25 protein-coding genes and 1 tRNA gene are annotated in these 26,955 nt (G+C 64.2%); 13 read left to right on the top strand and 13 right to left on the bottom strand.

Annotated features, from left to right (window positions below; genetic code table 11):
- Nucleotides 1–77 precede the first annotated feature (77 nt).
- The 5 genes from NTA49_RS05090 to glmM all read left to right on the top strand — a co-directional run bounded on the left by NTA49_RS05090 (nt 78) and on the right by glmM (nt 6,750).
- Nucleotides 78–2,615, top strand: a complete 2,538-nt coding sequence (locus NTA49_RS05090) for a pyruvate, phosphate dikinase (RefSeq protein WP_258293577.1) — start codon at nt 78–80, stop codon at nt 2,613–2,615.
- 130 nt (nt 2,616–2,745) lie between these two features.
- A complete protein-coding gene (locus NTA49_RS05085) occupies nt 2,746–3,375 on the top strand; it encodes a cell wall hydrolase (protein WP_258293576.1) in 630 nt (209 codons plus the stop codon).
- A 104-nt stretch (nt 3,376–3,479) separates the two neighbouring features.
- The gene (locus NTA49_RS05080) at nt 3,480–4,403 is read left to right on the top strand and encodes a dihydroneopterin aldolase (RefSeq protein ID WP_258293575.1); all 924 of its coding nucleotides are present in this window, start codon (nt 3,480–3,482) and stop codon (nt 4,401–4,403) included.
- Nucleotides 4,400–5,410: a dihydropteroate synthase gene (gene folP, locus NTA49_RS05075; protein WP_258293574.1), complete on the top strand. Its 1,011-nt coding sequence runs from the start codon at nt 4,400–4,402 to the stop codon at nt 5,408–5,410. Before NTA49_RS05080 ends, folP begins: the two co-directional genes overlap by 4 nt.
- Nucleotides 5,407–6,750, top strand: a complete 1,344-nt coding sequence (glmM, locus tag NTA49_RS05070; protein ID WP_258293573.1) for a phosphoglucosamine mutase — start codon at nt 5,407–5,409, stop codon at nt 6,748–6,750. The genes folP and glmM overlap by 4 nt, the downstream gene beginning before the upstream one ends.
- A gap of 6 nt (nt 6,751–6,756) precedes the next feature.
- Here glmM and NTA49_RS05065 read toward each other — a convergent pair whose 3' ends face one another.
- Entirely contained in the window at nt 6,757–7,689 is a 933-nt protein-coding gene (locus tag NTA49_RS05065) for a DMT family transporter (RefSeq protein WP_258293572.1), read from the bottom strand.
- Nucleotides 7,690–7,853: 164 nt separating this feature from the next.
- The gene (ilvC, locus tag NTA49_RS05060) at nt 7,854–8,876 is read right to left on the bottom strand and encodes a ketol-acid reductoisomerase (RefSeq protein WP_258293571.1); all 1,023 of its coding nucleotides are present in this window, start codon (nt 8,874–8,876) and stop codon (nt 7,854–7,856) included.
- A gap of 133 nt (nt 8,877–9,009) precedes the next feature.
- On the opposite strand from ilvC, the gene NTA49_RS05055 reads away from it, so the two are divergent.
- The 3 genes from NTA49_RS05055 (at nt 9,010) to NTA49_RS05045 (ending at nt 11,107) form a co-directional block, all read left to right on the top strand.
- Entirely contained in the window at nt 9,010–9,465 is a 456-nt protein-coding gene (locus NTA49_RS05055) for an Lrp/AsnC family transcriptional regulator (RefSeq protein WP_258293570.1), read from the top strand.
- Nucleotides 9,462–9,920: an Lrp/AsnC family transcriptional regulator gene (locus tag NTA49_RS05050; RefSeq protein ID WP_258293569.1), complete on the top strand. Its 459-nt coding sequence runs from the start codon at nt 9,462–9,464 to the stop codon at nt 9,918–9,920. Before NTA49_RS05055 ends, NTA49_RS05050 begins: the two co-directional genes overlap by 4 nt.
- Before the next feature lie 62 nt (nt 9,921–9,982).
- Complete coding sequence (locus NTA49_RS05045) at nt 9,983–11,107, top strand: aminotransferase class V-fold PLP-dependent enzyme (protein ID WP_258293568.1); 1,125 nt, start codon at nt 9,983–9,985, stop codon at nt 11,105–11,107.
- Between the two features lie 106 nt (nt 11,108–11,213).
- Here NTA49_RS05045 and NTA49_RS05040 read toward each other — a convergent pair whose 3' ends face one another.
- Together NTA49_RS05040 and NTA49_RS05035 are read right to left on the bottom strand one after the other, a co-directional pair.
- Nucleotides 11,214–12,407, bottom strand: a complete 1,194-nt coding sequence (locus NTA49_RS05040) for a UbiH/UbiF family hydroxylase (protein WP_258293567.1) — start codon at nt 12,405–12,407, stop codon at nt 11,214–11,216.
- Nucleotides 12,408–12,456: 49 nt separating this feature from the next.
- Complete coding sequence (locus NTA49_RS05035; RefSeq protein ID WP_258293566.1) at nt 12,457–13,104, bottom strand: pyrimidine 5'-nucleotidase; 648 nt, start codon at nt 13,102–13,104, stop codon at nt 12,457–12,459.
- A gap of 109 nt (nt 13,105–13,213) precedes the next feature.
- Between NTA49_RS05035 and NTA49_RS05030 the strand changes: the two genes are divergently transcribed.
- Nucleotides 13,214–13,858 carry a GntR family transcriptional regulator gene (locus NTA49_RS05030; protein WP_258293565.1) on the top strand — a complete coding sequence of 215 codons (645 nt, stop codon included), beginning with the start codon at nt 13,214–13,216 and terminating at the stop codon, nt 13,856–13,858.
- Nucleotides 13,859–13,861: 3 nt separating this feature from the next.
- Here NTA49_RS05030 and NTA49_RS05025 read toward each other — a convergent pair whose 3' ends face one another.
- Together NTA49_RS05025 and carA are read right to left on the bottom strand one after the other, a co-directional pair.
- Nucleotides 13,862–15,745, bottom strand: coding sequence for a glycosyltransferase (locus tag NTA49_RS05025; RefSeq protein WP_258293564.1), 1,884 nt, complete (start codon nt 15,743–15,745; stop codon nt 13,862–13,864).
- Nucleotides 15,746–15,806: 61 nt separating this feature from the next.
- Nucleotides 15,807–16,991, bottom strand: a complete 1,185-nt coding sequence (gene carA / locus NTA49_RS05020; protein WP_258293563.1) for a glutamine-hydrolyzing carbamoyl-phosphate synthase small subunit — start codon at nt 16,989–16,991, stop codon at nt 15,807–15,809.
- Between the two features lie 197 nt (nt 16,992–17,188).
- Here carA and NTA49_RS05015 point away from each other — a divergent pair, with 197 nt between their 5' ends.
- Nucleotides 17,189–17,650 (top strand): GatB/YqeY domain-containing protein, encoded by a 462-nt coding sequence (locus NTA49_RS05015; RefSeq protein ID WP_258293562.1) that lies wholly within the window; start codon nt 17,189–17,191, stop codon nt 17,648–17,650.
- A 108-nt stretch (nt 17,651–17,758) separates the two neighbouring features.
- On the opposite strand, the gene NTA49_RS05010 is transcribed toward NTA49_RS05015, so the two are convergent.
- On the bottom strand, nt 17,759–18,241 hold the full coding sequence (locus tag NTA49_RS05010) for a DUF2244 domain-containing protein (protein WP_258293561.1): 483 nt from the start codon (nt 18,239–18,241) through the stop codon (nt 17,759–17,761).
- A gap of 232 nt (nt 18,242–18,473) precedes the next feature.
- Entirely contained in the window at nt 18,474–20,141 is a 1,668-nt protein-coding gene (gene ctaD / locus NTA49_RS05005) for a cytochrome c oxidase subunit I (protein WP_258293560.1), read from the bottom strand.
- A gap of 226 nt (nt 20,142–20,367) precedes the next feature.
- Here ctaD and NTA49_RS05000 point away from each other — a divergent pair, with 226 nt between their 5' ends.
- Nucleotides 20,368–21,663, top strand: a complete 1,296-nt coding sequence (locus NTA49_RS05000) for a hypothetical protein (RefSeq protein ID WP_258293559.1) — start codon at nt 20,368–20,370, stop codon at nt 21,661–21,663.
- Here NTA49_RS05000 and lipB read toward each other — a convergent pair.
- Nucleotides 21,639–22,310 (bottom strand): lipoyl(octanoyl) transferase LipB, encoded by a 672-nt coding sequence (gene lipB / locus NTA49_RS04995; protein WP_258293558.1) that lies wholly within the window; start codon nt 22,308–22,310, stop codon nt 21,639–21,641. The two genes, NTA49_RS05000 and lipB, sit on opposite strands and share 25 nt — an antisense overlap.
- Nucleotides 22,311–22,314: 4 nt before the next feature.
- Nucleotides 22,315–22,986: a DsbA family oxidoreductase gene (locus NTA49_RS04990; protein WP_258293557.1), complete on the bottom strand. Its 672-nt coding sequence runs from the start codon at nt 22,984–22,986 to the stop codon at nt 22,315–22,317.
- A 146-nt stretch (nt 22,987–23,132) separates the two neighbouring features.
- On the opposite strand from NTA49_RS04990, the gene NTA49_RS04985 reads away from it, so the two are divergent.
- Together NTA49_RS04985 and NTA49_RS04980 are read left to right on the top strand one after the other, a co-directional pair.
- Nucleotides 23,133–23,219, top strand: a tRNA-Leu gene (locus tag NTA49_RS04985).
- Between the two features lie 238 nt (nt 23,220–23,457).
- Entirely contained in the window at nt 23,458–24,357 is a 900-nt protein-coding gene (locus tag NTA49_RS04980) for a YihY/virulence factor BrkB family protein (protein WP_258293556.1), read from the top strand.
- A gap of 2 nt (nt 24,358–24,359) precedes the next feature.
- Here NTA49_RS04980 and NTA49_RS04975 read toward each other — a convergent pair whose 3' ends face one another.
- Genes NTA49_RS04975 through NTA49_RS04965 form a run of 3 tightly spaced genes read right to left on the bottom strand, consistent with a single transcriptional unit; the run spans nt 24,360 to nt 26,955 of the window.
- Nucleotides 24,360–25,298 (bottom strand): AEC family transporter, encoded by a 939-nt coding sequence (locus NTA49_RS04975; RefSeq protein ID WP_258293555.1) that lies wholly within the window; start codon nt 25,296–25,298, stop codon nt 24,360–24,362.
- A 56-nt stretch (nt 25,299–25,354) separates the two neighbouring features.
- Nucleotides 25,355–26,152, bottom strand: a complete 798-nt coding sequence (locus tag NTA49_RS04970; protein WP_258293554.1) for an MBL fold metallo-hydrolase — start codon at nt 26,150–26,152, stop codon at nt 25,355–25,357.
- Nucleotides 26,152–26,955, bottom strand: a complete 804-nt coding sequence (locus tag NTA49_RS04965; protein WP_258293553.1) for a TatD family hydrolase — start codon at nt 26,953–26,955, stop codon at nt 26,152–26,154. Before NTA49_RS04965 ends, NTA49_RS04970 begins: the two co-directional genes overlap by 1 nt.

The raw sequence follows: 26,955 nt of genomic DNA, 5'->3' as shown, positions 1-26,955 counted from the left end.
GCCTGCCGCGGCCCCAAAGCCCCTCTTGTCTGTTAACCATTACCTTCTATGCTGCGGCGAAACCAAAAGGTGCCGCAGTGCAGAACAATCCCCATACTACGCTGGTCACGCAGACGGCCCCGATCACCGCCGAAACCCACGGTGGCCGGGCCAAGTGTCTGCAGCGGCTGGTGCGGCTGGATCTGCCGGTGCCTGCAACCGTGGCGCTCAGTTTCGACGCGGTGCACGACATCGCCTCGGGGCATCTGCCTGATATCGCGGCGGTTCTGTCAAATTTCCCCTCCGACGCGCTGCTCTGCGTTCGGCCTTCGTCGCAGGACCCCGATTGGGGCGGGCCGGGGGCGGTTCTGAACATCGGCATGAACCACGCCCGCCACAAGGAGCTGTGCGACACGCTGGGCATCGCCGCCGCGACCAAGATCTATATCCGCTTCGTGCAAGCCTATGCGGTCCACGTCGCGCGGCTGGACCCCGACATGTTCGACGCCGTCGACGGCGAGGGGACAGAGGCGCTCGACGCCACCCTGCGCGCCTATGAAGACGAGACCGAGGAGCCCTTTCCCGAAGATATCGCGACCCAGCTGGGCGGCGTCCTGAAATCCATGGCGCGGGCGTGGGAGGGCACTTCGGCCCGCTTGCTGCGCATGGCCAAGGGCGCGCCTGCGGATGCGGGTCTGGGCCTTGTGGTGCAGCAGATGGCGCTGGGCGTCGGGCGCGGCGAATGTGGGTCGGGCGTATTGCAACTGGTCGATTCCACAACCGGCCTGCAGCAGATCACCGGACGCTACCTGCGCCAGAGCCAGGGGCGCGACGCCCTCAGCCCGCAAGCCGAAAGCATTTTCATCACCCGCGACCCGCGTGGCCCCTCGCTTGAAGATTTGCAGCCCGAGTGTTTTGCGCAGCTGAAATCCCACGCCGCCCTGATGCGCGCCCGTCTGCGCGAAGAGATGCACGTGGAATTCACCATCGACAACGGCAGCTTGCACATTCTGGATGGTGTGCGTGTCACGCGGTCGTCCCGCGCCACGGTGCGCATCGCCGTACAACTGGCCCGCGACGGCGTCATCACCCGCGAAGAGGCGCTGATGCGGGTCGAGCCGCGCGCGCTGAACGAATTGCTGCACCGCCAGATCGCCCCTGACGCGCCGCGCGATGTACTGGGCCACGGCATCGCCGCCAGCCCCGGTGCCGCCACCGGGCGGCTGGTGTTCTCCGCCAGCGAGGCGCAGGCGAGTGCCGCGCGTTCCGAACCCTGCATTCTGGTGCGCCGCGAAACCTCGCCCGAGGATATTCGCGGCATGCACGCGGCCAAGGGTGTGTTGACCGAGCGAGGCGGCATCACCAGCCACGCCGCCGTGATCGGGCGCGGCATCGGTCTTCCTTGTGTCGTCGGCGTGTCCGACATGCGGTTCCAGATCGCGGCCAAGACCATTCAGGCCAGCGACGGCCGCACCCTGCGCGAAGGCGATGTCGTCACCATCGACGGCACCTCGGGGCAGGTGCTGATGGGCGCGCCCGACATGCACGAGGCCGCCCTTGATGATGCGTTCCAGGAGCTGATGGAGTGGGCCAGTGCCGTCAGCGACATCGGCATCCGCGCCAATGCCGACACCCCCGCCGATGCGCAGACCGCGCGCAACTTCAACGCCCAGGGCATCGGGCTCTGCCGCACCGAGCACATGTTCTTCGAGCCGGGGCGCCTGACCGTGATGCGCGAAATGATCTTTGCCGATTCGTCCAAAGATCGCCGTGCCTCGCTGGAACGGCTGCTGCCGATGCAGCGCGACGACTTTACCCAACTGTTCAGGATCATGCAGGGTCAGCCCGTTTGCATCCGGCTTTTTGATCCGCCCCTGCACGAATTCCTGCCCACCAGCCGGTCCGGTCAGCGGGAATTGGCCGAAGCTTTGGACCTGCCGCTGTCCACCGTGATGCGCCGTGTCGACAGCCTGATGGAATACAACCCTATGTTGGGTATGCGCGGCGTCCGCCTGGGCGTGACGGTGCCCGAAATCTACGAAATGCAGGCCCGCGCCATCTTCGAGGCGACGATTGACGCAAGCGTCGACGGCGATCCGGTGGTGCCCGAAATCATGATCCCGCTGGTCAGTGCCAAACGCGAGGTCGAGCTGGTCCGGGGCCGCGTTGACGCCATCGCGACCGCCGTGCGCAACGAGCGTGGCGCCGCCTTCGATTACCGTCTGGGCGTGATGGTCGAAACCCCGCGCGCCGCACTGCGGGCCGCAGAAATCGCGCCATACTGCGCATTTATGAGCTTTGGGACCAACGACCTGACCCAGATGACCTATGGATTGTCGCGCGATGATGCGGGGCGTTTCATGTCCACTTACGTCAAACAGGGCGTCTTTCCCGAAGATCCGTTTCACACGCTTGACGTCGATGGCGTGGGTGAATTGATGCAGATCGGAGCTGAGCGCGGGCGCAAGGCCGCGCCCAATCTGGTGCTGTCGATCTGCGGCGAACACGGCGGCAACCCTGAATCCATCGCCTTTGTGCGGCAGGCCGGATTCGACTATGTGTCCTGCTCGCCGTTTCGCGTTCCGGTTGCACGGCTGGCCGCCGCGCAGTTGGCAATCGGTCACAAGATCGGCTAGCAGATCCCGGTTTTTCGCCCCTCAAAACGCGGCGCGCCCCGGCCCGCCTGCGACAAAAAGGCAGCGGCGGTAGATTCTTTTAGAGGTTTTCGTTAGATCACCCGCATTGAAACTGCTTGCGATGGGTCTGATGAAAATTTTATTGCTCTGCTCCGCACTCGCCTTTGGCCTGTGTACCGTTCCTGCCTCTGCCTCCGAAAAAGAGGCTCTGACACTGCTCAAGACCGAACGACAAGGTCTGCAGTCCCTCTCGCAGGATCGTTTGCAAGCGATGATTTCACCGCCCACCACCAGCCATGAGGGCATGCAGTTCACCAGCGCCTGGCTGGACCACCAGCCCAAGGCCGAGGGCGGCAACGAATGGCGCTGCCTGGCCGAGGCGTTGTACTTCGAGGCGCGCGGCGAGACCGTCAAGGGCCAGTTCGCCGTAGCCGAGGTGATCATGAACCGCGTGAAGTCGGGCCGTTTTCCCGGTTCGGTTTGCGCCGTGATCAACCAGGGCACCGGCAAGCGGTATCAGTGCCAGTTCACCTATACCTGCGATGGCAACGCCGAGAAGATCCGCGAACAAGGTGCCTTTAACCGCGTGGCCAAGGTGGCGCGCGCCGTGCTGGACGGCTCTGCGCCCAAGCTCACGTCGGGGGCCACGCACTATCACACCACCGCCGTGAACCCGCGCTGGAGCAAGGTCTATACCCAGACCGCGCGCATTGGTGTGCACCTGTTCTACCGCGACACCTATCGCACCGCGTCGAACTGATCGCTTCGCGCGCCGCCTTTGGGCGGTGCGGTGCCGTCTTTGCCACTGTCGTTTCGAGGACGGGGGCGTTAGAAGGGCGCCAACTTCTGTTGGGACGCGACGCCATGGCCTCTGAAATCCACCTTGCTTTTGCGCATCCGTCCGAACGGTCGGCGGCCACGGACGACGGCACGCCCCTCGACAGGATATCGGTTCGTGATTATGCCGTGGACGTGGAAATTGGCGCATTCCAGGCCGAGCGCGGCAAGACCCAGCGCATCAAGTTCAACATCGTGGTCGAGGTGCAGCCGCTGACCGGCCCCATCGACGACGACGTCGACCGAATCCTCAGCTACGACAAGGTCACCGAGGCCATCGCGCACGAACTGGCCGAAGAGCGGCTGAACCTGCTGGAAACGCTGGCCGAACGTGTGGCCGACCGCATCCTGATCGAACCGCAGGCGGTTCGCGCCTTCGTGCGCATCGAAAAGATGGACCGCGGCCCCGGTGCATTGGGCGTCGAGATCGTGCGCACCCGTGCGGGCGACAGTGCCTTGGTCGAGGCCGAAGACGACATCCTGCACCCTGAACTGGTCTATCTGGGCAACGCGGCCATCGCTTCGCCGCATCTTACGGGCTGGATCGACCAGTTGCAGGCGGCGGGCCGTCCGCTGATCTTTTGCGTGGGGCCATCGGATGTCCCGGCACCGCAATCAGGGCACCGCTGGACCCAGCGGCGCATCGACCTGCTGGCGATCGAGCAGAACGCCTGGGTGCTGGCCGCGCGTGACGCGCGCTGCGTGGTGGTCGAGACGCACACCGAACTGGATTGGGCGATGAAAAACGGCCAGAGCTGCGTTTGGGCCCCGTCCAAGATCGTGCTCGACGCGGTCGAGGGGCCGTCGGTGCAGCCTTCGGATGCTGTGGCGCTGGCGGCGTGGTTCGCGTCGACCTATCACGCCAGCGAGATGTTAGTGATCGGTGCCGATCTGCCCGCCGATGCGTCGGTGCCGCTGCGCGCGGTCTCGGTTACGGACGCCACGCTTTGACGCAATATTTCCGGCCCTTGGTGCAGGTGGGGTCTGCGCGCCCCGACGATGCGCAGGCACTGGCTGGCGGCTGGGGTTGGTTCACCCATGTCGAGATTTTGGAACGGGACCGTGCGCCCGTCGTGATCCCCGCCACGCAATGCGATGGTGATCTGGCTCCGCTGACCTCGGACCGGCCAGCGATTGCCGGCCTGCACTGGGACCGTCCGCAAGTGATGGGCATTCTTAACGTTACGCCTGACAGCTTCTCTGATGGTGGGCAACACTCGGGCGAGGGCGCTGCCGCCCATGCGGTGCAGATGGTACGCGAAGGTGCGGCGATGATCGACATCGGCGGCGAATCCACTCGCCCCGGTGCCGCGACCGTCGAGGTGCCCGATGAGATTGGCCGCACCGCGCCGGTCATCGCCGCGATCCGCGCGGCAGGCATCGACACGCCGATCTCCATCGACACGCGCAAGGCCGCCGTGGCTGCGGCCGCACTCGACGCAGGTGCCGACGTGGTCAACGACGTGGCGGGCTTCACCTATGACGCGGAGCTTGCACCGCTTTGCGCAGACCGGGCAGCACCGGTCTGCGTGATGCATGCCCAAGGCGATCCCGCGACGATGCACCACGATCCGCGCTATGACGACGTGCTGCTGGACGTCTACGATTTCCTGCGCGACCGGATCAACGCACTGACGGACCAGGGCATCTCCCGCGACCGGATCATCGCCGACCCCGGCATCGGTTTCGGCAAGACGCTGGATCACAACACGGCGCTGCTGAACCGCTTGTCGCTGTTTCACGGGCTCGGGGTGCCGATCCTGTTGGGCGTGTCGCGCAAGCGGTTCATCGGCACGCTGGCCGATGTGCCCGACGCGTCGCAGCGTGGCCCCGGATCGGTGGGCGTGGCACTTGCCGCTCTGGGGCAGGGCGTTCAGCTGATCCGCGCCCATGACGTTGCGCTGCACACGCAGGCCATTGCCCTCTGGCGCGCCTCTGTGGCACATCAGGCGTCATGAAAAAACTCTTTGGGACGGACGGCATTCGCGGCACCGCGAACACCGGCAACATGACAGCCGAAACCGCACTGCGCATCGGCGCTGCGGTCGGACGCTATTTCAAACGCGATGGCAGCAGCGCGCACCGCGTCGTGATCGGCAAGGACACGCGCTTGTCGGGCTATATGTTCGAAAACGCGCTGACCGCCGGGCTGACGTCGATGGGCATGAACGTGCTGTTGCTGGGCCCGGTGCCCACTCCTGCGGTGGGGCTGCTGACACGCTCGATGCGCGCCGATCTGGGGGTGATGATTTCGGCCAGTCACAACCCGGCGCAGGACAACGGGATCAAGTTCTTCGGCCCCGACGGGTTCAAGCTGTCCGACGCTGCCGAGGCCGAGATCGAGGCGCTGGTGCGCGACGGTGTCGAGCTGATCGACGCGGGCCAGATCGGGCGTGCCAAGCGCATCGACGACGGGCGGTTCCGCTATATTGAACGGATCAAGTCGTCTTTCCCCCGGCAGATGCGTCTCGACGGGCTGAAAGTGGTCATCGACTGCGCCAACGGAGCCGCGCACCGCGTTGCGCCCGAAGCGCTTTGGGAACTGGGCGCGACCGTGATCCCCGTGGGGGTCAGCCCGAACGGCTATAACATCAACCAGGGCTGCGGCTCGACCCATCCCCAGACCGCTGCCGAGGCTGTGGTGGCGCATGGTGCGGATGTGGGCATCTGTCTGGATGGCGATGCCGACCGGGTGATCCTGATCGACGAGAACGGCAAGGTAGGCGATGGCGACCAGCTCATGGCGCTGATGGCCGCCCGCTGGGCCGACGAGGGCAAGCTGAAAGGCAACGCGCTGGTCGCCACGGTGATGTCGAACCTGGGGCTGGAATGCTTTTTGGAAGGGCGCGGCCTGCGGCTGGAACGTACAAACGTGGGCGACCGCTATGTGGTGGAACGGATGCGCGCGGGCGGGTTCAATCTGGGCGGTGAACAGTCCGGCCATATCGTGATGACCGACCATTCGACCACGGGCGACGGGTTGCTGGCCGGTTTGCAGTTCCTGTCGGTCATGCTCCGCTCGGATCAGACGGCCAGCACGCTGCTGCACAGTTTCGATCCTGTACCACAATTGCTGAAAAATGTACGTTATTCCGATGGGCAGGCACCGCTGGACAACGCCTCGGTCAAGGCCGCGATCGCTGACGCCGAAGCGCGCCTGCAGGGTAACGGCCGCCTGCTGATCCGCACCTCGGGCACCGAGCCGCTGATCCGGGTCATGGCCGAAAGCGTCGATGCGCAGATACTGGACGATGCGGTGAACGCGGTGGTGGATGCGGTCGAGACGGCGGTGGCCTGATCCCGGCTACCGAGCGGCGCGTCTGGCCGCGAACAAACGTTTGAGCGCGCCATATTGGCTGAGGCCGACACCCGCCAGAATCAGGATCAGCGCCAGCAGCAGGGACGGTGGCGCGGGCTCGCCCAAGAGCACAATGCCCATCAGGACCGACCAGATCGGCACCTGATAGTTGGTCAGCGACATGAACACCGGCCCCGCCGAGCGGATCACCGTGACGCGCAGGAAGTTGGCCAACGCCGTGGGCACCAGCCCCAAAAAGGCGATGATCAGCAAGGTTTGGGTCGAGGGCAGGGGCGGCAGCCCTTCGACGATCAGGGCGGCGGGAACCACGATGGCGGTGGCCACCAGCAGCAAAACGGTGCTGAGGCCAATGGGATCGACTGCGGGCAGGCGGCGCATCAGGATGGACGAGATGCCATAGCAACAGGCGGCGGCGATGCACGCCATGCGGCCCGCAGTTTCAAGCCCCGCGCCGGTGCTTTCGAAAGCGCGCCCGCCGATCAGAACGCAGACGCCTGCAAAGCCGATCAGAAAACCGCAGGTGCGCCGCCAGGTCAGCCGTTCGCCCGGCACCAGAAAATGCGCCAGCGGCAGAACCGTCAACGCGACCGAGGCCATGGAGACACCGGCAAAGCCCGACGTCACGTATTGCTGACCCCAGGCCAGCAACATGAACGGCACCGCCGAACTGCCCGCGCCGATGGCGACCAGCGTTGTCAGCGCGCCCGCATCGGGGCGCGTCACGAAGAGCTTGCCGCCCATGGCCTGCCAGATCACCAGCATCAACACTGCGGCAAAACCGATGCGCCCGGCGGCCAGCCAGAACGGCGTAATGCCGGTCAACGCCAGTTCCGTCACCAGGAACGTCGCCCCCCACGTAAAGCCGAGGATGGCGACCAACGCCCAGCTTTTGCCGGTAATTTCGGGGGCTTGTGTCATGCAGGGTCTGTGCCTTGGTTGCGCTGTGCGTCGGTGATGCTCAAAGCATTTGAAACTCGGGAAGTCGAGGGGATTTGCAGCGAAGCCACCCGCATCGGGCCATACCACGAAAAAAGCCCCGGCGTTTCAACCGGGGCTTCTGTCTTGCTGCGCTTGGAAGCGGCTTAGTTCTTGGCCTTGTCGACCATCTTGCCTGCGGAAATCCACGGCATCATGCCGCGCAGTTTCTCGCCCGTGGCTTCGATCTGGTGTTCGTCGTTGATGCGACGCGTGCCCTTGAAGAACGGCTGGCCGACGTGGTTTTCGGCCATGAAGTCGCGCACGAACTTGCCGGTCTGGATGTCGGTCAGAACCGCCTTCATCCGTGCCTTGGTCTCGTCGTAGGGCAGGATGCGCGGACCCGAGACATATTCGCCGTATTCGGCGGTGTTCGAGATCGAGTAGTTCATGTTGGCGATGCCGCCTTCGTAGATCAGATCGACGATCAGCTTCACTTCGTGCAGGCATTCGAAATAGGCCATCTCGGGCGCATAACCTGCCTCGACCAGCGTCTCGAAGCCCATGCGGATCAGCTCGACCAGACCACCGCAGAGAACCGCCTGTTCACCGAAGAGATCGGTTTCGCATTCTTCGCGGAAGTTGGTTTCGATGATGCCCGAGCGGCCGCCGCCGATGGCGGAGCAATAGGACAGGCCGATTTCCAGCGCCTTGCCCGACGCATCGCGGTCAACGGCCACCAGGCAGGGCACGCCGCCGCCCTTGGTGTATTCGCCGCGCACGGTGTGGCCGGGGCCCTTGGGGGCCATCATGATGACGTCGATGCCTTCTTTCGGCTCGATCAGGCCGAAGTGCACGTTCAGACCGTGGGCGAACGCGATGGCGGCACCCTCGCGGATGTTGTCGTGGACGTATTTCTTGTACGTATCTGCCTGCAATTCGTCAGGCATTGTGAACATGATCAGGTCGGCCCATGCGGCGGCTTCGGCGATGCCCATGGTTTTCAGGCCTTCGCCTTCGGCCTTGGCGATCGAGGGCGAGCCTTCGCGCAGGGCGACGACAAGGTTCTTGGCGCCGCTGTCGCGCAGGTTCAGCGCATGGGCGTGGCCCTGGGAACCGTAGCCGAGGATGGCCACTTTCTTGTCCTTGATCAGGTTGATGTCGCAATCGCGGTCATAGTAAACGCGCATGGTTTTTATCCTTTTCTATGTCTCTGGGGCGCACCATAGACAGGGAAATGGTGATGGTCAGCGTAGGATTTTGAGTTTATTTGGCAAGATGAAGGGTGAATCATTCGCCTGAATGGCAAAGGGTGTGAAATTCATGCTTGATGATCTGGATCGACGCATATTGCGTCAATGGCAGGCGGACCCCACGCTGACGCCAGCCGAGTTGGCCGAGCGATGCGGGATGACACCCGCGCGGGTGCAGCGACGGCAGATGCGGCTTATGGACACCGGGGCGGTCAAGGGCGTGCGGGCGGTGATCGACTGGCAGGCGTTGGGCTATACGGTCGAGGTGTCGTTGCGGGTGACGCTGGACAAGACGGTCGCGGTGGCCTTCGACGCGTTCCTGAAAGCTGCGCGCGAGGTGCCCGAGGTGGTGGAGATACAGACTTTTCTGGGCCGCGTCGATGTGCGCTTGTCGGTGATCGCGCAGGATATGGCGCATTACCAGCGGATCTACCGCACGCGTGTGCTGACCCTGCCGCATATCTCGGACATCGAGCCGCTGATGCACGTGGCGCGGATCAAATCCGACGAGCGGTTGCCGATATGATGGACCTCGATGACATCGACCGCGCATTGCTGCGGGCGCTGGCCCTGGACGCCACGCAAAGTGCCGGCGCGCTGGGGCGTGATCTGGGCCTGTCGCAACCTGCCACCTGGCGGCGGATCAAGCGGCTGAAGGACAGCGGCGTGATCACAGGCCACCGCTTGCAGATCGACGCCGAAGCGGTGGGCTTTGGCGTGACGGTGTTCCTGGGGGTGAAGCTGGCCACCAAGGGCCGCGTCAGCCTGGAGGATTTCGAGCGCGCGGTCACCGCCATCCCCGAGGTGCAGACGGTGGAGCATGTTCTCGGCCTCTATGACTACCGCCTGCGCGTGGTGGCGCGCGATCTGCCCGACTTTGAGCGGGTGCTGCGGCGGCGGATCATGACGCTGCCGGGGGCGGGCGATGTCGAGGCCAACGTGCTGCTGAGCGAAGAGCGATTGAGCGGCCCCATCGGCTGATCTGGCTTTTGTCGCACGGTCGGCTTAGGTGTGGTGAAACGCCAAATTGAAGGAGGCCCGCCATGGCATTGCTTGATACCGTTGACCCGCAAGGGATGGATGAATTCTCGGTCGTTTTCACCGACAGGTCGCTGAACCACATGTCCGCCACCTTTCAGAAGGTGATGAAGGATATCTCGGCCCTGCTGAAAGAGGTCTACGGTGCCGATGCCGTGGCCATCGTGCCCGGCGGCGGCACCTATGGCATGGAAGCGGTGGCCCGTCAGTTCGCCCGTGGCGCCCGCGTGCTGGTCGTGCGCAACGGCTGGTTCAGCTACCGCTGGAGCCAGATCCTCGAAAGCGGCGATCTGACCGGCGAAGCGACCGTGCTGAAGGCGCGCCAGACCGGCAACGCGTCGCCGTCCCCCTTTGCGCCCGCGCCGATCGACGAGGTTGTGACGGCCATCCGCGAGGGCAAGCCCGAGATCGTGTTCGCCCCGCATGTGGAAACCAGCGCCGGGGTGATCCTGCCCGATGATTATATCGCGGAGATGGCAGCGGCGGCGCATGAGGTCGGCGCGCTGATGGTGCTGGATTGCATTGCGTCGGGCTGTGCCTGGGTTGATATGCGCAAGCTGGGCGTCGATGTGCTGCTGTCCGCGCCGCAAAAGGGGTGGAGTGCGTCGCCCTCTGCCGGGCTGGTGATGCTGTCCGACCGCGCGCTGGCGCGGATGGAACAGACCACGTCCGACAGCTTTGCGATTGATCTCAAAAAATGGCACCAGATCATGCTGGCCTATGAAAACGGGGGTCATGCCTATCATGCCACGATGCCCACTGATGCGCTGCGCGCGTTCCGCGATACGATGGTGGAAACCCGCGATTACGGCTTTGGTCGCCTGAAAGAGGCGCAGTGGCAGCTGGGCGACGCTGTGCGCCGGATGCTGGCGGACCGGGGCGTGGTGTCTGTCGCGGCGGAAGGCTTTGGCGCGCCGGGTGTCGTGGTGTCCTATACCGCCGATCCTCAGATTCAGAACGGCAAGAAGTTCGCCGCCGAAGGCATGCAGATCGCCGCCGGTGTGCCGCTGGCCTGTGATGAGCCTGCGGATTTCTCGACCTTCCGGCTGGGGCTGTTCGGGCTGGACAAGCTTTATGACGTGGACGCCACGCTTGCGCGTCTGAAAACCGTTCTGGACAAGGTGGTGTAGGCTTATAGCACTTTCGAAAAAAAACTGAATCTCTTAACGCTGCCTGAAATCAAAGATTTCAACGCGTTAAGAGATGGCTGTTAAGTTATGTTTTCCGAGAAGTGCTTTAGCGGACCCCGAGACCCATCTGCATCAGCGTCTTGCGCACCGGGGCCAGCGCATAGAGCGCATTCAACCCCAGCGCCCGCGCATCCCTCAGCGCGGGCGTGCTGACCTGCGAGGCGCGGTTCAGCGCGTCAATGCCTGCCACCCGGACGCTGACGTCGCGGATACGCGCATCGTGGTAGGCATCCAGCATCTGCGCGTCGCCCAAGTGCTCGTGCCGCGCCAGGGCCAGGTCCAGCAGGGTGGAAAGATCGGCGAGGCTCATGTTCAGACCCTGCGCGCCGATGGGCGGCACCACATGCGCGGCCTCGGCCATCAAGGCGATCCGCTGACCGCTGAGGCGCGCGGCCTGCTGGCTGATGATCGGCCAGATCGTGCGGTTCGATGCCAGCGTCAGCGGCCCAAAGAGGTGGCAACTGCGCGTCGACATCTCGGCCTCGAACTCTGCCACATCCAGCGTCATGCGCGCCTGCGTCGCGGGGCCGTCGTCCATCCAGACCACGGCAGAGCAGGGCAGCCCCTCGTGATCGGGCAGCGGCACCAGCGTGAACGGCCCGCCGGTGCGGTGCACTTCGGTTGATACATTGTCGTGCGGGATCGGGTGCGTGACGGCGAAGGCCAGCGCCTTTTGCCCGTAGCGCGTTGTTTTCACGTCGATGCCAGCGGCCTGCCGCATTGGTGAGTTGCGCCCATCGGCGGCAATGACCAGCTTGGTGCGCACGCGCGTGCCGTCGGTCAGCCGTACCCGTGCCTCGGCGGTGCGGGTCAGCAGGCTGTCCGTGCCGGTGCCTGGGCGGAAGTCGACATTGGGCAGGTCGTCCAGCCGCGCCACCATCTCGCGCCGCAGCCGCCAGTTGGGCAGGTTCCACCCGAACGGCAAGTCAGAGATATCCGCAGCCCGGAAATCACGGGTCAGACGGGGGGTGCCCGCATCGCCCCCGGCATCGACGATGCGCATGATCTTGAGCGGGGCGGCATAGGGCTCCAGCTTCTCCCACAGCCCTGCGGTTTGCAGCACCTCGCGGGCGGGTTGCAACATGGCGGTGGTGCGCATGTCGGCACCAGCGGCCTCGCGTTCGGTGATCGGCGCGGCGGGATCGACGCAGATCACGTCGAAGCCCGCGGTGCCAAAGGCCGCCGCGGCAGTCAGCCCCGCGACGCCGCCGCCGGAAATCAGGATATCGGTTTCTATCATGTCTCGTAGTCTAGAACGCCGCGCGGCAGAGGAAAGGCGGCAAAGCGTCCTATCCGATCAATCGCGCCAGAAAAGCCGACAGATCGTCGGTGTGGTGGTGAATGTGATCCGCCGGCGCCGCGACATCGGCGACGTGCACCGTGCGCATGCCCATCGCGTGCGGGGCGGTCAGGTTGCGGGTATCGTCCTCGAACATCGCGGCGACATCGGGGCGCAAGCCGTCGGCGGCAAAGATCGTCTCGAAGGCTTTGCGCTCGGGCTTTGGCAGGAAATTGGCGTGCTCGACGCCATAGATCGCGTCGAAACATCCCGCCAGACCGCGCGCGGCCAGCACCCGTTCGGCGTAGGGGCCGCTGCCGTTGGTATAGACGATGCGCCGCCCCGGCAGGGCGCGCAGGCGGGCGGCAAGGACGGCATCGGCCACCAAGTGGGTCAGATCAATGTCGTGCACATCCGTGAGGTACGGGGCCGGATCGACCCCATGTTCGCGCATCAGCCCCGCCAGCGTGGTGCCGTGGGTGCGCCAGTAATACACGCGCAGGCGGTCGGCCTCGGCGCGGTCGACGCCGATTGTGGCCATCACATAGGCGGTCATGCGCACCTCGATCTGGTCGAACAGGCGCGCGGAGGGGTGATAGAGCGTGTTGTCGAGGTCAAAGACCCAGGACGTCACGTGAGAAAAATCGGTCTGTGGCATGGGCCAAGTCCTAGGCGCGCGCAGGCTGTCATGCAAGCGCCAAGGCTTGCGCAGGCGCATGCAGCACCCTTAGGGTGCGCGCAAAGATTGCCCAAGGTCGGAGCGCGGGATGAAGCCAGTGAACACAGATGCCTATTCGATGATCCTGGAGGCCATCGACATGGGGCAATATCGCCCCGGTGATCGGCTGGTGGAGAGCGAGCTAGCGGACCGGTTCGGGATGTCACGCACGCCGATACGCGAGGCGTTGCAACGGCTTGAGACGCAATCGCTGCTGGCGCGTGACGGGCGCAGCCTGATCGTGGCGTCGCTGGATCACAACCAGATGGCCGAGCTTTACGTGGTGCGTGGCGAGCTTGAGGGGCTGGCCGCGGCGCAGGCCGCGCGCCATGCCACCGCCGAAGAGGTCCGCGTTTTGCGCGAGATGGTCGAGGCGGACAACAAGCTGCTGGACGATCCGTCCGCGATGGCCCGCGCCAACCGGCGGTTTCACAAGCAGATCCATCTGGCGTCGCACAACCGCTATCTGGTGCAGCAACTGGACCTGGTGCACCGGAGCATGGCGCTGATGGCGACGACGACATTGGCCGCTGCGGGACGTGCAACGATCGCCCAGCAGGAACACGACGCCATCGTGCGCGCGATCGAGGCGGGCGACGAGGCGGCGGCAGGGGCGGCCTTGCGCGAACATATCTCGGTGGCGTTCGTCACGCGCCTGAAACTGGATGCGGCGCGGCGCGAGGAAGAAGGCTAGGGGTTAAACCTCCTCCGTCGCTTCGGCATAGCCGTGCTGCGTCTTGTCCCAGTAGAACGGCTGCGTGACCATCTCGTAGAGCGCCTTGTAGGCGGCCAGCGCCCCCAGCGGGAAATAGAACATCATCGTCGGCACCCAGGGCCACAGGTGCCGGTGCGCGCGGCCTGACACGGCGGTCAGGCCCAGGATCAGGTTCAACCCCTCGGAGACCAAGAACAGCGCGATCATCAGGGACACCGGCAGTGGCCCCAGCGTCTGCAGAACGGGATGCGGCAGGCCCAGCGGGATCAGCCAGAACGACCACAACAGCGGTGCCATCACGAATTGCGAAAACGTGGCGAGAAAGATCACCTGCAAGCCTGCGACGCGCCACCAGCCCAGTTCGCGCAGCACCTGGCGCGGGTTTCGCATGTGCACGAAATAGGTGATCATGAACCCCTTGAGCCAGCGCGAGCGTTGCCGCACCCAGCGCCAGGGACGGCAGTTCGCCTCTTCATGGGTGACGGTGGGCAGCAGTTCGGTGCGATAGCCGTGGCGCGCCAGCCGCACGCCCAGATCGGCGTCTTCGGTCACGTTGTGCGCGTCCCAGCCGCCCAGGCGTTCCAGGATATTGCGCCTGAAAAACAGCGTGGTGCCGCCCAGCGGGATCACCAGACCCATCCGCGCGATGCCGGGCAGGACCAGCCGCCACCAGGTCGCGTATTCGATGGTAAAACAGCGCGACATCCAGTTGGTGCGCGGGTTGTAGTAATCCAATATGCCTTGCAGGCAGGCGACGTCCGCCGGGGCGGTCTGGAACCGCAGCACGACCTTTTCGATCTGGTCGGGTTCGGGCGCGTCCTCGGCGTCCCAGACCCCGATGATCGAGCCCTTGCAGAAATCCAGCGCATAGTTCAGCGCGCGCGGCTTGGTGGTCAGGCAATCGGCATCGGGCACTTCGATCACGCTGATCCAGGTGGGCAGTTCGGTGCGCGCGATGGTCTCGCGGGTCATGGTGTCGCTGGCTTCCAGCACCAGCACCACCTCGAGCAGGGATTTGGGATAGGTCAGCCGTTCCATGCGCTTTATCAAGGCGTTGGCGATCTCCTTTTCGTGCAGCAGCGGCACCATCACCGACACGCGCGGCAGACGGAACGGCGGTGGCACGGTGGGCGCGGGGGCCTTGCGCCGGCGCAGCCCCGCAGCCGCCTGCGCGATCAGCGCGCCCGCTTTCATCAGGGTTGTCGCCATCAGCGTCACCACCGCCCAGAGGCAGGCGGCAGTCGCCGTCCATGCAGGGGCCAGGATCGTGCAGGCCAACAGCGCAAGGCCCGCCGACCACAGCCAAAGCGTGCGGGCCGTGTTGTTGGCGCCCCAGTTGCGGCAGCTTTCATGGGCGGACACCCGCGTCACCGCCTTGACCGTCAGTTCGGGATTATAAAGCCTGCCGATCTGGTCGCGGATGGCCGAAGGGTCCGCGATCACCGGCAGCAGCAAAAGCCCCCTGACGCCGATGCTGCGCTTCAACGCGTCGAAGGTATCGGGGCGGGCGGTGGCCACCAGAAGCGTGTTGTCGACCCACATCCACGGCACCACATGATAATGCAGACACAATTCATGCGAAAGCGCCGCCGCGATACTGTGGCGGGGCGGGGTGGCGCGCAGGTCGATCTGCTGGGCGTTGTACTGCCGGGCCAGCGCCGCAAGCAGATCGGTGATTTGCACCGTCCCCTCGGCCACCAGAATGTCGCCCAGCCGGGTGTCCACGCGCCGTTGCAGGGCCAGAGCGTTCAGCAGTTCAGGTTCGGTGATCAATCCGTCGGCGACCAGCTGGCGCCCCATCGGCAGGGCCGTCCGTTCGTCCGGGACGCCGGTGGGTGACAGCAGCCGAAGTCTTAGATCGCTCATCCAACCTCTCCGCCCCGATGACACGTATAGTCACCATGGGCGAAGCGGGGTTAACGGCGGGTTAAGGCACCTGGGAAAGTGTTACCGCATCTGCGCGGGCCTGCATCGCCTCGGAGAAACGCTCGAACAGGTAATAGCTGTCTTGCGGGCCGGGGCTGGCTTCGGGGTGGTGCTGCACGGAATAGACCGGGCGGCCTTCCATGCGGATACCGCAGTTCGATCCGTCAAAGAGCGAGGTGTGGGTCTCGACCACGCCCTTGGGTAGGCTTTGACCGTCAACCGCAAAGCCGTGGTTCATCGAGGTGATCTCGACCTTGCCGGTCTCGTGGTCCTTGACCGGGTGGTTGGCGCCGTGGTGGCCGTGGCTCATCTTGACGGTGCGCGCGCCAAGGGCACGGGCAAGCATCTGGTGCCCAAGGCAAATTCCGAAGACGGGCAGGTCTGTCTGCTCCAGAATGCCCTTGATCATCGGCACGGCATAGACCCCCGTGGCGGCGGGGTCGCCGGGGCCGTTGGTCAGGAACACGCCGTCGGGATTGTGCGACAACACCTCTTCGGTCGTGGCGCTTGCAGGCAGAACGGTCACGTCGCAGCCCGCCGAGGCAAGGCAGCGCAGGATATTGCGCTTGGCGCCATAGTCCACGGCGACGACTTTGTACTTGGCATCGGTCTGCGGCAGATAGCCGTCGGGCCAGGCCCACCGCATCTCGTTCCAGCGGTAGGACTGCGCGCAGGTGACATCCTTGGCCAGATCGACCCCTTCGAGGCCCGCAAAGGCGCGCGCGTCCGCAACCAGCTTTTCGGTGTCGAACACACCGTCGGGGTTGTGGGCCAGCGTGACATGCGGTGCGCCGGCCTGCCGGATCGCGCGGGTCAGGCGGCGGGTGTCGACACCGCCGATGGCGATGCGCCCGCGTGTGGCCAGCCAGTCGGACAGCGTGCCGACGCTGCGCCAGCTTGATGGTTCGGTCGGCAACCATTTCACCACCATGCCCGCGGCGACGGGATCGGCTGTCTCGTCATCCTCTGGGGTGATGCCAGTGTTGCCGATGTGCGGGAAGGTGAAGGTGACGATCTGCCCGGCATAGGACGGGTCGGTCATGATTTCCTGATAGCCGGTCATCGCGGTGTTAAAGCACAATTCGGCCTGGGTCTGGCCGGTTGCGCCGAACCCCACCCCGTAAAAGAGCGTGCCATCGGCAAGGGCAAGACAGGCGGTCGGGTGCGTGGGAGCGTGCGCGGGCATGGGCGGCCTCATGTGTACAGGGATGCGGGCAAAGTCGCGCGAAACTAGACATTGCGACAGGCAGGGTCAAGGGCGGGCGCTAATTTGCAAATAGGTTATATATCAGCCACTTAAGTGAAATCGGAACAGTTGCGGCTGGGCTGGCGTTTCGGTATTGTCGCAATCTTATCATCAACCCATGGGGATGGGACACAACTATGGATATGCGAACCCGGATTTCGACTGCCCTTAAGCAGGCGATGAAGGAAAAGGCCACCGACCGGCTTTCGACACTGCGGCTGATCAATGCCGCGTTCAAGGATCGCGACATCGACGCACGTGCAGCGGGCGCCGAAGACGGGGTCGATGATGCCGCGCTGCTTGCGATTCTCAGCCGCATGGTCAAGCAGCGCCAGGAAAGCGCGCGGGCCTATGAAGAGGGCGGGCGTCTGGATCTGGCCGAGCGGGAGCGCGGGGAGGTCGAGATCATCGAAGAGTTCCTGCCGCAGCAGTTGAGCGAAGCGAAAAGTGCGGCTGCCGTCGATGCCGCCGTGGCCGAAGTGGGTGCCGACAGCATCCGCGACATGGGCAAGGTGATGGCCGTGCTCAAGGCGAAGTATACCGGTCAGATGGACTTTGCCGTTGTCGGACCACTGGTCAAGGACCGTCTGAGCAACTGATGCATTTGCCCTTAGGGCTTGCATCTCCTGCTCTTGCGCGCCGACCCAAGGCGCATTTTTCCAAAACACCACTGCTGCCGACCCACGCAGGGTCGGTGCGGCCTTGCGCTAGCGGCGCAGGGCGCGGTTCAGCTCGTCATAGAGGGCGATCCGCTCGTCCTCGGAGAGGAATGAGCCGATCTCGACCTCGCGGCCCATGCCCTTGAGCGTCACGTAATGCGGCACGGGGCCGTCCCTTTCGTATTTGGTCACCTGCGTCCAATAGCGGTTGCATTCCCATTCCTGGGTGTCGCCCTTGGGATTGGTGCGGGTCAGCTGCGCGGTGTCGCCCGACAGCGTCAGCACTTCGGTGATCTGGCGCATGCGGTGGTTGTGCTGGAGCGCGAAATACACACCCCAGAGCGCCAGCATGGTAAACGGAAGCAACCCCCAGAGCACCGGCGTTCCGAGCAGCGGCAGCGTCGGGATCAGCATCAGCGTGAACGTGCTGAGCACGAAGGCGGCCATACCGCGCGCGGGCAGCGATTGATGCGGCCACAGGTGCAGTTCCTGGGTCGGCGCGGTGGGGGCAGAGGTCCAGTTGTAAGGCATGGGGTGCGCCTTGAAGGTTGCGTGTCTGACCTACGATAGCACCACGGCGCGCCGGGGCAATGCGACATGCTGGTGTTGCGGGGTGGGGGATCAGAGGGGCGCTGCCCCTCGGCCTTGCGGCCTCACCCCGGAGTTTATCTGGCAAGATGAAGAGCGGGACGGCGGCACACGCAAAAAGGGCCCCTACCGCCGTAGGGGCCCCTTGATCTGTTGGTCTGGGACTGTCCGGTGCCTAGTGGCGCTGGTGATCCCATTCTTCCTGCTTGGGCAGGGTTTCGAACGTATGTTCTGGTGGCGGGCTGGGCAGTGTCCATTCCAGCGTGTCGGCATATTCGTTCCAGGGATTGTTTTCCGTGACGCGTGCGCCTCTGAACAGCGAGTAGAACACGATGCCGAAGAAGAACAGGAACGACGCGAAGGACAGGAAAGCGCCCCAGCTCGAGACATAGTTCCACAGCGAGAACGCCTCGGGGTAGTCGATGTAGCGGCGCGGCATGCCTTGACGACCCAGGAAGTGCTGCGGGAAGAAGGTGATATTCGCACCGATGAACATCATCCAGAAGTGCAGCTTGCCCGCCCATTCAGGATACATGCGGCCGGTCATCTTGGGGAAGTAGAAGTAGATCCCCGCAAAGATCGCGAACACGGCACCCAAGGACATCACGTAGTGGAAGTGTGCCACCACATAATACGTGTCGTGATAGGCGCGGTCGACGGCGGCCTGCGACAGCACGATGCCCGTGACGCCGCCCACAGTGAACAGGACCAGGAAGCCGAAGGCCCAGAGCATCGGTGTCTTGAACTCGATCGAGCCCATCCACATGGTCGCGATCCACGAGAACACCTTGACCCCAGTGGGCACCGCGATGACCATCGTCGCCAGCATGAAATAGGACTGCTGGTTCAGCGACATGCCGACCGTGTACATGTGGTGCGCCCACACGACAAAGCCCAGCACGCCGATCGCGATCAAGGCCCATACCATCGGCAGGTAACCGAAGATCGGCTTGCGCGAGAAGGTGGCGATGACGTGGCTGATGATGCCGAAGCCCGGCAGGATCACGATGTAGACCTCGGGGTGACCGAAGAACCACAGGATGTGCTGGTAGAGCACCGGATCGCCGCCGCCCGAAGGGTCGAAGAAGGTGAAGCCAAAGTTGCGGTCCATCAGCAGCATGGTGATCGCGCCCGCCAGAACCGGCAGGGACAGCAGGATCAGCCAGCTGGTGACAAAGATCGACCAGGCGAACAGCGGCACCTTGAACAGGGTCATGCCGGGGGCACGCATGTTCAGGAAGGTCGTGATCATGTTGATCGCACCCAGGATCGACGAGGCACCCGAGACGTGAACCGCGAAGATCGCGAGGTCCATGGCCATGCCGCCTTCGCGCACCGAGAGGGGCGGATAGAGCACCCAGCCCACGCCGGCACCCGTCTGTCCACCCTCGGAGGGGGCCAGAACCGAGCAGACCGCCAGCGTTGTACCGGCGACATACATCCAGAACGACAGGTTGTTCATCCGCGGGAACGCCATGTCGGGCGCGCCGATCTGCAACGGCATGAAGTAGTTGCCGAAGCCGCCGAAGAGGGCGGGAATCACCACGAAGAACATCATCAGGATGCCGTGGCCGGTGATCAGCACGTTCCACAGGTGTCCGTTGGGGGTGCACACGTCGGAGGATGCGATCAGACGCGCGCCTTCCTGACACATGAACTGAACACCGGGGTTCATCAGTTCGAGGCGCATGTAGACGGTGAATGCGACCGAGATGAAACCGGCAAGGGCCGATACGATAAGGTACAGAATACCGATATCTTTGTGGTTTGTGGACATGAACCAGCGGGTGAAGAACCCGCGTTCGTCGTGATGATCGTGCCCGTGAATGGCTGCGTCTGCCATGCGGTGCCTCCTGCTGAGATGTCTGCGGGCCATGCCATGAACGGCGGAAACCCGGATATGGAGGGGTTCTAATGTGTTGGTGCGGCTGCATCAATGGACGATGTTGCCGCAGGAGGGGAATAATTGTCGCGGGCGTGGCGTATCCGGGACCATCTGCGTCGAAAGTTTTGCATTCGGCGAGAATACCCTATTTCTTCGTCTTCTCTTGTGGACAGATGGGATTGATGTGGCTGAAGACTTGCAAAAGCGCCTGTACGGTGCGCTGACCGAAGGCGATGAACGAACAGGCTCGGGACAGGTGCGCGCCTTTGCCACGCATTTCACCGCTCTGACCGCGTCCAAGCTGGCGGGCGGTCTGGTCGATCCGAAACTGGTGCTGTCGTCGCTGCTGGTGGCGCTGGGGGCACCCGGCGCGCTGGTGGGCGCATTGGTGCCGGTGCGCGAGGCGGGCGCGCTGCTGCCGCAACTGGCGCTGGCCGCGTGGATCGAACGGTCGCGGCAGCGCAAGTGGTTCTGGGCCTTTGGCGCGGCGGGGCAGGGGGTTGCCGTTCTTGGCATGTCCGCGGCTGCACTGACGCTTGAAGGGGCCGCCGCGGGCTGGGCGATCCTGACCTTTCTCGCGGTGCTGGCCGTATGCCGGTCCGCAGGGTCCGCCAGTTACAAGGACGTTCTGGCGCGCACGCTCGACAAGGGCACGCGCGGCACGGTGTCGGGGCTGGCGGGCACCATCGGGGCCGTGGGCGTGCTGATCTTTGCGCTGCTGCTCAGCTTCGGGATCATTCCGGGCACGCCGCAGGCCATCGCTGTCGTGATCGCGCTGGCGGGGGCCCTGTTGATCCTGGCGGGGCTGGTGTTCAGCCTGCTGAACGAGCCGCAGGCCGATGTGCAGGACAAGCAACAGGGCCTGGGCGGTGTGCGCGCGGTCTTTGCCCCGCTGCGCGAGGATGGCCAGCTGCGCCGTTATATCGCGACGCGCACGCTGTTGATTTCGACCGCGCTTGCTCCGCCCTTCGTGGTGATGCTGTCGGCGTCGCAGGGCGACAGCGTGAGCCTGGGGCAGTTGGGGCTTCTGGTGCTGGCGTCCTCTGCGGCGGCGATCGTGTCGTCCTATGTCTGGGGGCGGCTGTCGGACCGGTCGTCGCGACGCACGCTGATGTTCGCAGGCATGGCGGCAGCGGCGGTGCTGGGGCTGGCGGCTGTGGTGGGGCTGGTGTCGGGCGGCCTGGGCGGTGCCTTCGGTGCTGCGGGTTTCGTCTTTGTGGCCAAGATTGCCTATGAGGGTGCGCGCGCCGGGCGCAAGACCTATCTGGCCGACATGGACGCGCATGGGCAAAAGGCGGTTTACACCGCGCTCAGCAATTCGATCCTGGGGGTGATGCTGCTGCTGGGTGGCGGTTTCGGGCTGCTGGCCGATCTGGTCGGACCTGCGCCGGTCCTGGGCATCTTTGCCGCGATGGCCGCAGGTGGTGCGCTGGTGGCGGCAGGGCTTCGCGAGGTTCAGGCAGGGGCGCAGGACCGCTGAGTGCCGAACACGCTGTCGAAACTGCGGCGCAGGGCGACGTCGACGTCGTCCATCGTGACCGGCAGGCCCAGATCTACCAGAGACGTCACCCCGTGGTCGGTGATGCCGCAGGGCACGATGCCGCTGAAATGATCCAGCTCCGGCTCGACGTTGATGCTGATCCCGTGAAAGCTGATCCATTTGCGCAGGCGGATGCCGATGGCGGCGATCTTGTCCTCCGCCTGTGACCCATCGGGCTGGCGCGGCTTTTCGGGCCGCGTGACCCAGACACCGACACGGCCATCGCGAATCTCGCCCCTGACGTTGAAACTGTCGAGCGTGTCGATCACCCAGGCCTCTAGGTCGCGCACGAAGCACCGCACGTCGCGGCCCCGTTCGCCCACGTTCAACAGCGTATAGGCGACGCGCTGGCCCGGCCCGTGATAGGTGTATTGCCCGCCGCGCTTGGTGGCATAGACCGGGAAACGTTCGGGATCGGTCAGATCGGCAGGCTTGGCCGAGGTTCCGGCGGTGTAGAGCGGGGGGTGTTCCAAGAGCCAGATACACTCATCCGCCGTGCCCGCCGCGATGCCGGCAGCGCGCTCTTCCATCCACGCCTCGGCGCTGCGGTAATCGGTCAGGCCGGGGGTGGTGATCCATTCAACCATCGGGTCATGCGGCCTCTTCAAGCGTCTGGCGCAGGATCTGCGCATAGTTTTCGGCACCTTGCGCGCCGGTGACCAGGTACTTACCGGCAAAGACCATCGAGGGCACGCCCGAAATTCCGCGCGATGTCCAGAATTGCTGTTTCTCGCGCACGCTCTCGACCAATGCGCCGCCCTCCAGCACCTCGCGGGCTGCGGCTTCGTCGAGACCCACGGAGGTCGCCACGTCGATCAGGACAGCCGGGTCGGACACATCGCGGTTGTCGGTGAAATGTGCCTGGAACAGCGCCATCTTCAGCGGGTGTTGCAGCCCCTGCGACAGGGCGAAGTCCAGCAGCTGATGCGCCTGGAACGAATTCACGATGCGGCTTTCGGGGGTAAAGTTGAAATCGAACCCCAGCGATTTGCCAAGGTCCTGCAACTGCTTGCGGTTCTGGGCGGATTGCTCGGGGCTGGCGCCGTATTTCTCGGCGATATGCTCGGCAGTGTTCTGACCTTCGGGCGGCATCTGCGGGTTCAGCTCGAACGGATGCCAGCGGATGCGCGCGCCGATGCCGGTGGCGGCCAGCGCCTGTTCCAACTGCTTGTAGCCGACGATGCACCACGGGCACATGACATCCGATACGATATCGACATCGACAACGGGCGGCTGATCTTGGGTTTCGGGGGGCGTGGACATGGAACGGGAACCTTTCTGCTTTGTCCATAGGTCGTATCTGCGGCGCCGAATTGCAACCCGCAGGCACATGTGCGCCCGCGTGGCGAAATTTCCACTTCACATCCGACCGGAGGCGGTCTATAGCCCGCTCACCAAGCGACTGGCGTGCGGCCGTGGCGGAATTGGTAGACGCGCAGCGTTGAGGTCGCTGTGGGGTAACACCCGTGGAAGTTCGAGTCTTCTCGGCCGCACCAATCGCCTGAGGGTCCGATGTGACCCCTGCCGCTGCCCCCCCCTGACATTGCACCGATAACCGCAGATCGCGCACCCGAGCCCGGTGTTTCATGTGGACAGGCCCGCCGTTCGCCATATCTGTGACGCGGCCTTGGGCATTTTCCCAAGACAGTGGTTGACGCAAAGCGCGTCACCGGGGTTGAGGGTCAGGCCGCGAAAAGGCATGGTGCCGCTATGTTTTATTAAATAGGTTACGGTTTGCCCCAGTCTGACACATCCGCCACCGAGCCAAAGCCCGGTGCATCGTTTTCACGCTGGGCCCAGTGGTGGCGCATCCTGACACGGGTTTGGTTCGATCTGGACGACAAGAACATGTTCCTGATCGCCGCAGGTGTCGCGTTCTACGGCATCCTGGCGGTGTTTCCCACGATTGCAGCCATCATCGCGATCTGGGGCATCGTCGCCGACCCCGAAGTCGTCGCGGTCGAGGTCGAGCGGTTTCGCCTGGTCCTGCCTGAAGAGGTCTACGACCTGATATCCCAGCAGATTTCGCAGCTGACCAGCGGGGACCGCACGACGCTGACCTGGGCGTCGACCCTGTCGCTGAGTGTGGCGCTCTGGACCTCGCGCGCCGGGGTGTCGGCGGTGATCCGGGGGCTGAACGCGATCTACGGGCAGTCCAACCGGCTGGGCCTGTCGCACTACGTGCGCGCGATGCTGCTGACGGTGACGCTGGTTGGCGTGGCGCTGGTGGCGCTGATCTGCGTGGTGGTGGTGCCCATCGTCATCCGGTTTGTGCCCTTTGGCATCGCCAACAGCGGGCTGATCGACCTTGTGCGTTGGCTGGTCATGGTGATCGTACTTTATACCGGGATTTCACTTCTGTACCGCATGGGCCCGGTCCCGCGCGAGGCGCGGATGAAGTGGTTCACCCCCGGTGCGCTCTTCGCGACGCTGGGCTGGACCGTGGCGTCCTACGGGTTTTCGATCTACCTGCAGAACTTTGGCAATTACAACGAGATCTACGGCTCGATCGGGGCGGTCATCGCCTTGTTGATGTGGCTGTTCATCAGCGCATTTCTGGTGCTGCTGGGCGGGTCGATCAACGCCCATTTTGAACGCGAGCGCTGGCACCGGCGGTCGCAGGACCCCGTCTAGCGTCAGATATGCGCGCCCAAGGCCACCAGCCACAGCCAGGCGGTGATCACCGACGCGCCCGTCGCCACCAGAACCGATGAGGCGGCGACGCGCCGCGCGCGCCCGTACATGTTGGCGAAGATATAGGCGTTGAACCCCGGTGCCATCGCCGCCGTCAGCACCGCAGAGCGGAAGAAGTCGGGCGAGATGTCCAAGGTTTTGCCCATCGTCCAGGTGATCGCGGGATGCACCCCCAGCGCCATCAGGCAGACCAATGCGATGGGCAGCTTGTCGCCCTCGGGCTTGTACTGGATCAGCACGCCGCCCAGGGCAAAGAGCGCTGCGGGCAGGGCGGCGCGCACGATCAGATCCAGCCCGTCGTTCAGCACGTTCGGGATCGGCACGTTCAGCAGGTTGACCGCAAAGCCCAGCATGATCCCGATCACCAGCGCGTTGCGAAACATCGCGCGGGTGACGGCGCGGGCCATCTTGACCGGGCTTTCGCCCCGGTTGCGGGCAATCTCCATCACCGTGATGCCCAGACCGTAGCAGAACGGCGAATGGATCGCGACGATGACAAAGTTGCCGGTCAGCGCCGCCGTGCCATAGGCGCGTTCGGTGATCGCGAGCCCCAAAAGGACCGAGTTCGAGAAGAGGCAACAAAAGCCGATGACGATGCTGTCTTCCAGATCGCGTTTCAGCAGGTAGAACGACACCAGCGTTCCAAGCGCAAAGCAGGCTCCGGCGCCGGAGTAGAAGGCGATCAGGATGCCGGGGTCGAAATTGGCCGACAGGTCCATGCGTGCGATGGCCTGAAACAGCAGGCAGGGGATCGCAAAGCTTTGGGTAAAGCGCATGACGCCGTCGATGCCCGAGACGGGAAAAGCCTTGGTCCAGACCGCGACATAGCCAAAGCCGATGACCAGAAAGACAGGCAGGATGACGTCGAGAAGCGTTTGCATGTGGCGGGCCTCGGCAGGGTCAGAGAGCGGCCCTTTGGTCTGGATGGTGAGAAGGCTTAGTCGGGAAAGCTGAGCGTCAGCCCGTCATAGGCCGGCTGGATGTGGTCGGGCGTCTCGTCGGCCAGCGTCTGGTAATCAAGGTCGATGTGCATGTTGGTCAGCACGGCCTGTTTGGGCTGCATTTGGTCGATCCATTCCAGCGTCTGCGCCAAGTGACTGTGCGTCGGGTGCGGGTCGCGGCGCAGGGCGTCGACGATCCAGCAGTCGAGCCCGCCCAGGTGCGCCCATGCCGCGTCGGGAATGGTCGCCACATCGGGCAGATAGGCGATATCGGCAATGCGAAAGCCCAAGGCGTCGATGGCCCCGTGGTTGACCGAGAACGGCGTAAAGGTGATGTCGCCACCGGCCCCCGTGACGGTGACGTCGCCGTCAATCGTGTTCATGTCCAGGATCGGCGGATACATCGACCCCTTGGGCTGCACGAACGCATAGTCAAAGCGTTGGACCAGTGCTGCCTGCGTGAAGGGATCGGCCCAGACGGGCAGGCGGGCGCGCATGTTGAACACGATCATTCGCAGATCGTCTATGCCATGAACGTGGTCGGCGTGGCTGTGGGTGTAAATCACCGCATCGAGGCGGCCTACGCCCGCGTCCAGCAACTGGCTGCGCAGATCGGGCGAGGTGTCGATCAGCACCGTCGTGGTGCCTGCGTCAGTGACACGCTCGACCAGCAGCGAACAGCGGCGGCGGCTGTTTTTTGGGTTTGCCGGATCGCAGGCCCCCCAGTGCCCGCCCAGACGCGGAACGCCGCCCGAAGAGCCGCAACCGAGGATGGTAAAGCGCAGCTCGGTCATCAGGCGGGGGCCTCGAAGCTTGCGACCTTGGTGAACAGGCGGTCGAAATTGCGTTGGGTTTGGGCGGCGAAATCTGCGTAGTCCATGCCGAACACTTCCGCACCGACCCGCGCGGTGTGCGCAGTATAGGCCGGCTGGTTGCGCCGCCCCCGGTGCGGTGGCGGGGCCAGATAGGGCGCATCGGTTTCGACCAGGATGCGCTCGACGGGGGCTGCGGCGAAGATGTCGCGCAACTCCTGGCTCTTGGGAAAAGCGGAAATTCCCGACATGCTGAGGTAGAACCCCAGGTCGAGTGCTGCGCGCGCCAATTCGGGTGAGGACGAGAAACAGTGCATCACGCAGGAATATGCGCCGTTTGCATGCTCTTGGGCCAGAATACGCGCCATGTCGTCGTCGGCATCGCGCGCGTGGATGATCAGGGGCAGGCCGGTTTGCCGCGCGGCGTCGATGTGGATGCGCAGGCTTTGCTGCTGCACCTCGGCGCTGTCGGCGGTGTAGTGGTAATCAAGCCCGGTCTCGCCGATGCCTACGAATTTGGGATGTTGTGCCAGTGCGACCAACGCGTCGACAGAGGCCAGCGGCTCGGTGGCCGCACTCATCGGGTGGGTGCCTGCAGCATAGAAGACCGAAGGGTATTTTTCAGCGATGGCGCGCACTTGCGGCTCATTCTTGAGCTTGGTGCAAATGGTGACCATGCGCGTGACCCCCGCCGCATGGGCGTCGGCCACGATCTGGTCGCGTTCGCCGTCGAAGTCGGGAAAGTCGAGATGGCAATGGCTGTCGGTGATCTGCGGTGTCTGCAT

Origin of the sequence: Pseudosulfitobacter koreensis (assembly GCF_024733015.1) — a bacterium.
GTDB classification, from domain to species: domain Bacteria; phylum Pseudomonadota; class Alphaproteobacteria; order Rhodobacterales; family Rhodobacteraceae; genus Pseudosulfitobacter; species Pseudosulfitobacter koreensis.
Note: the sequence above shows the minus strand (reverse complement) of the source record. Positions and strands in the feature narration are given on the sequence as shown.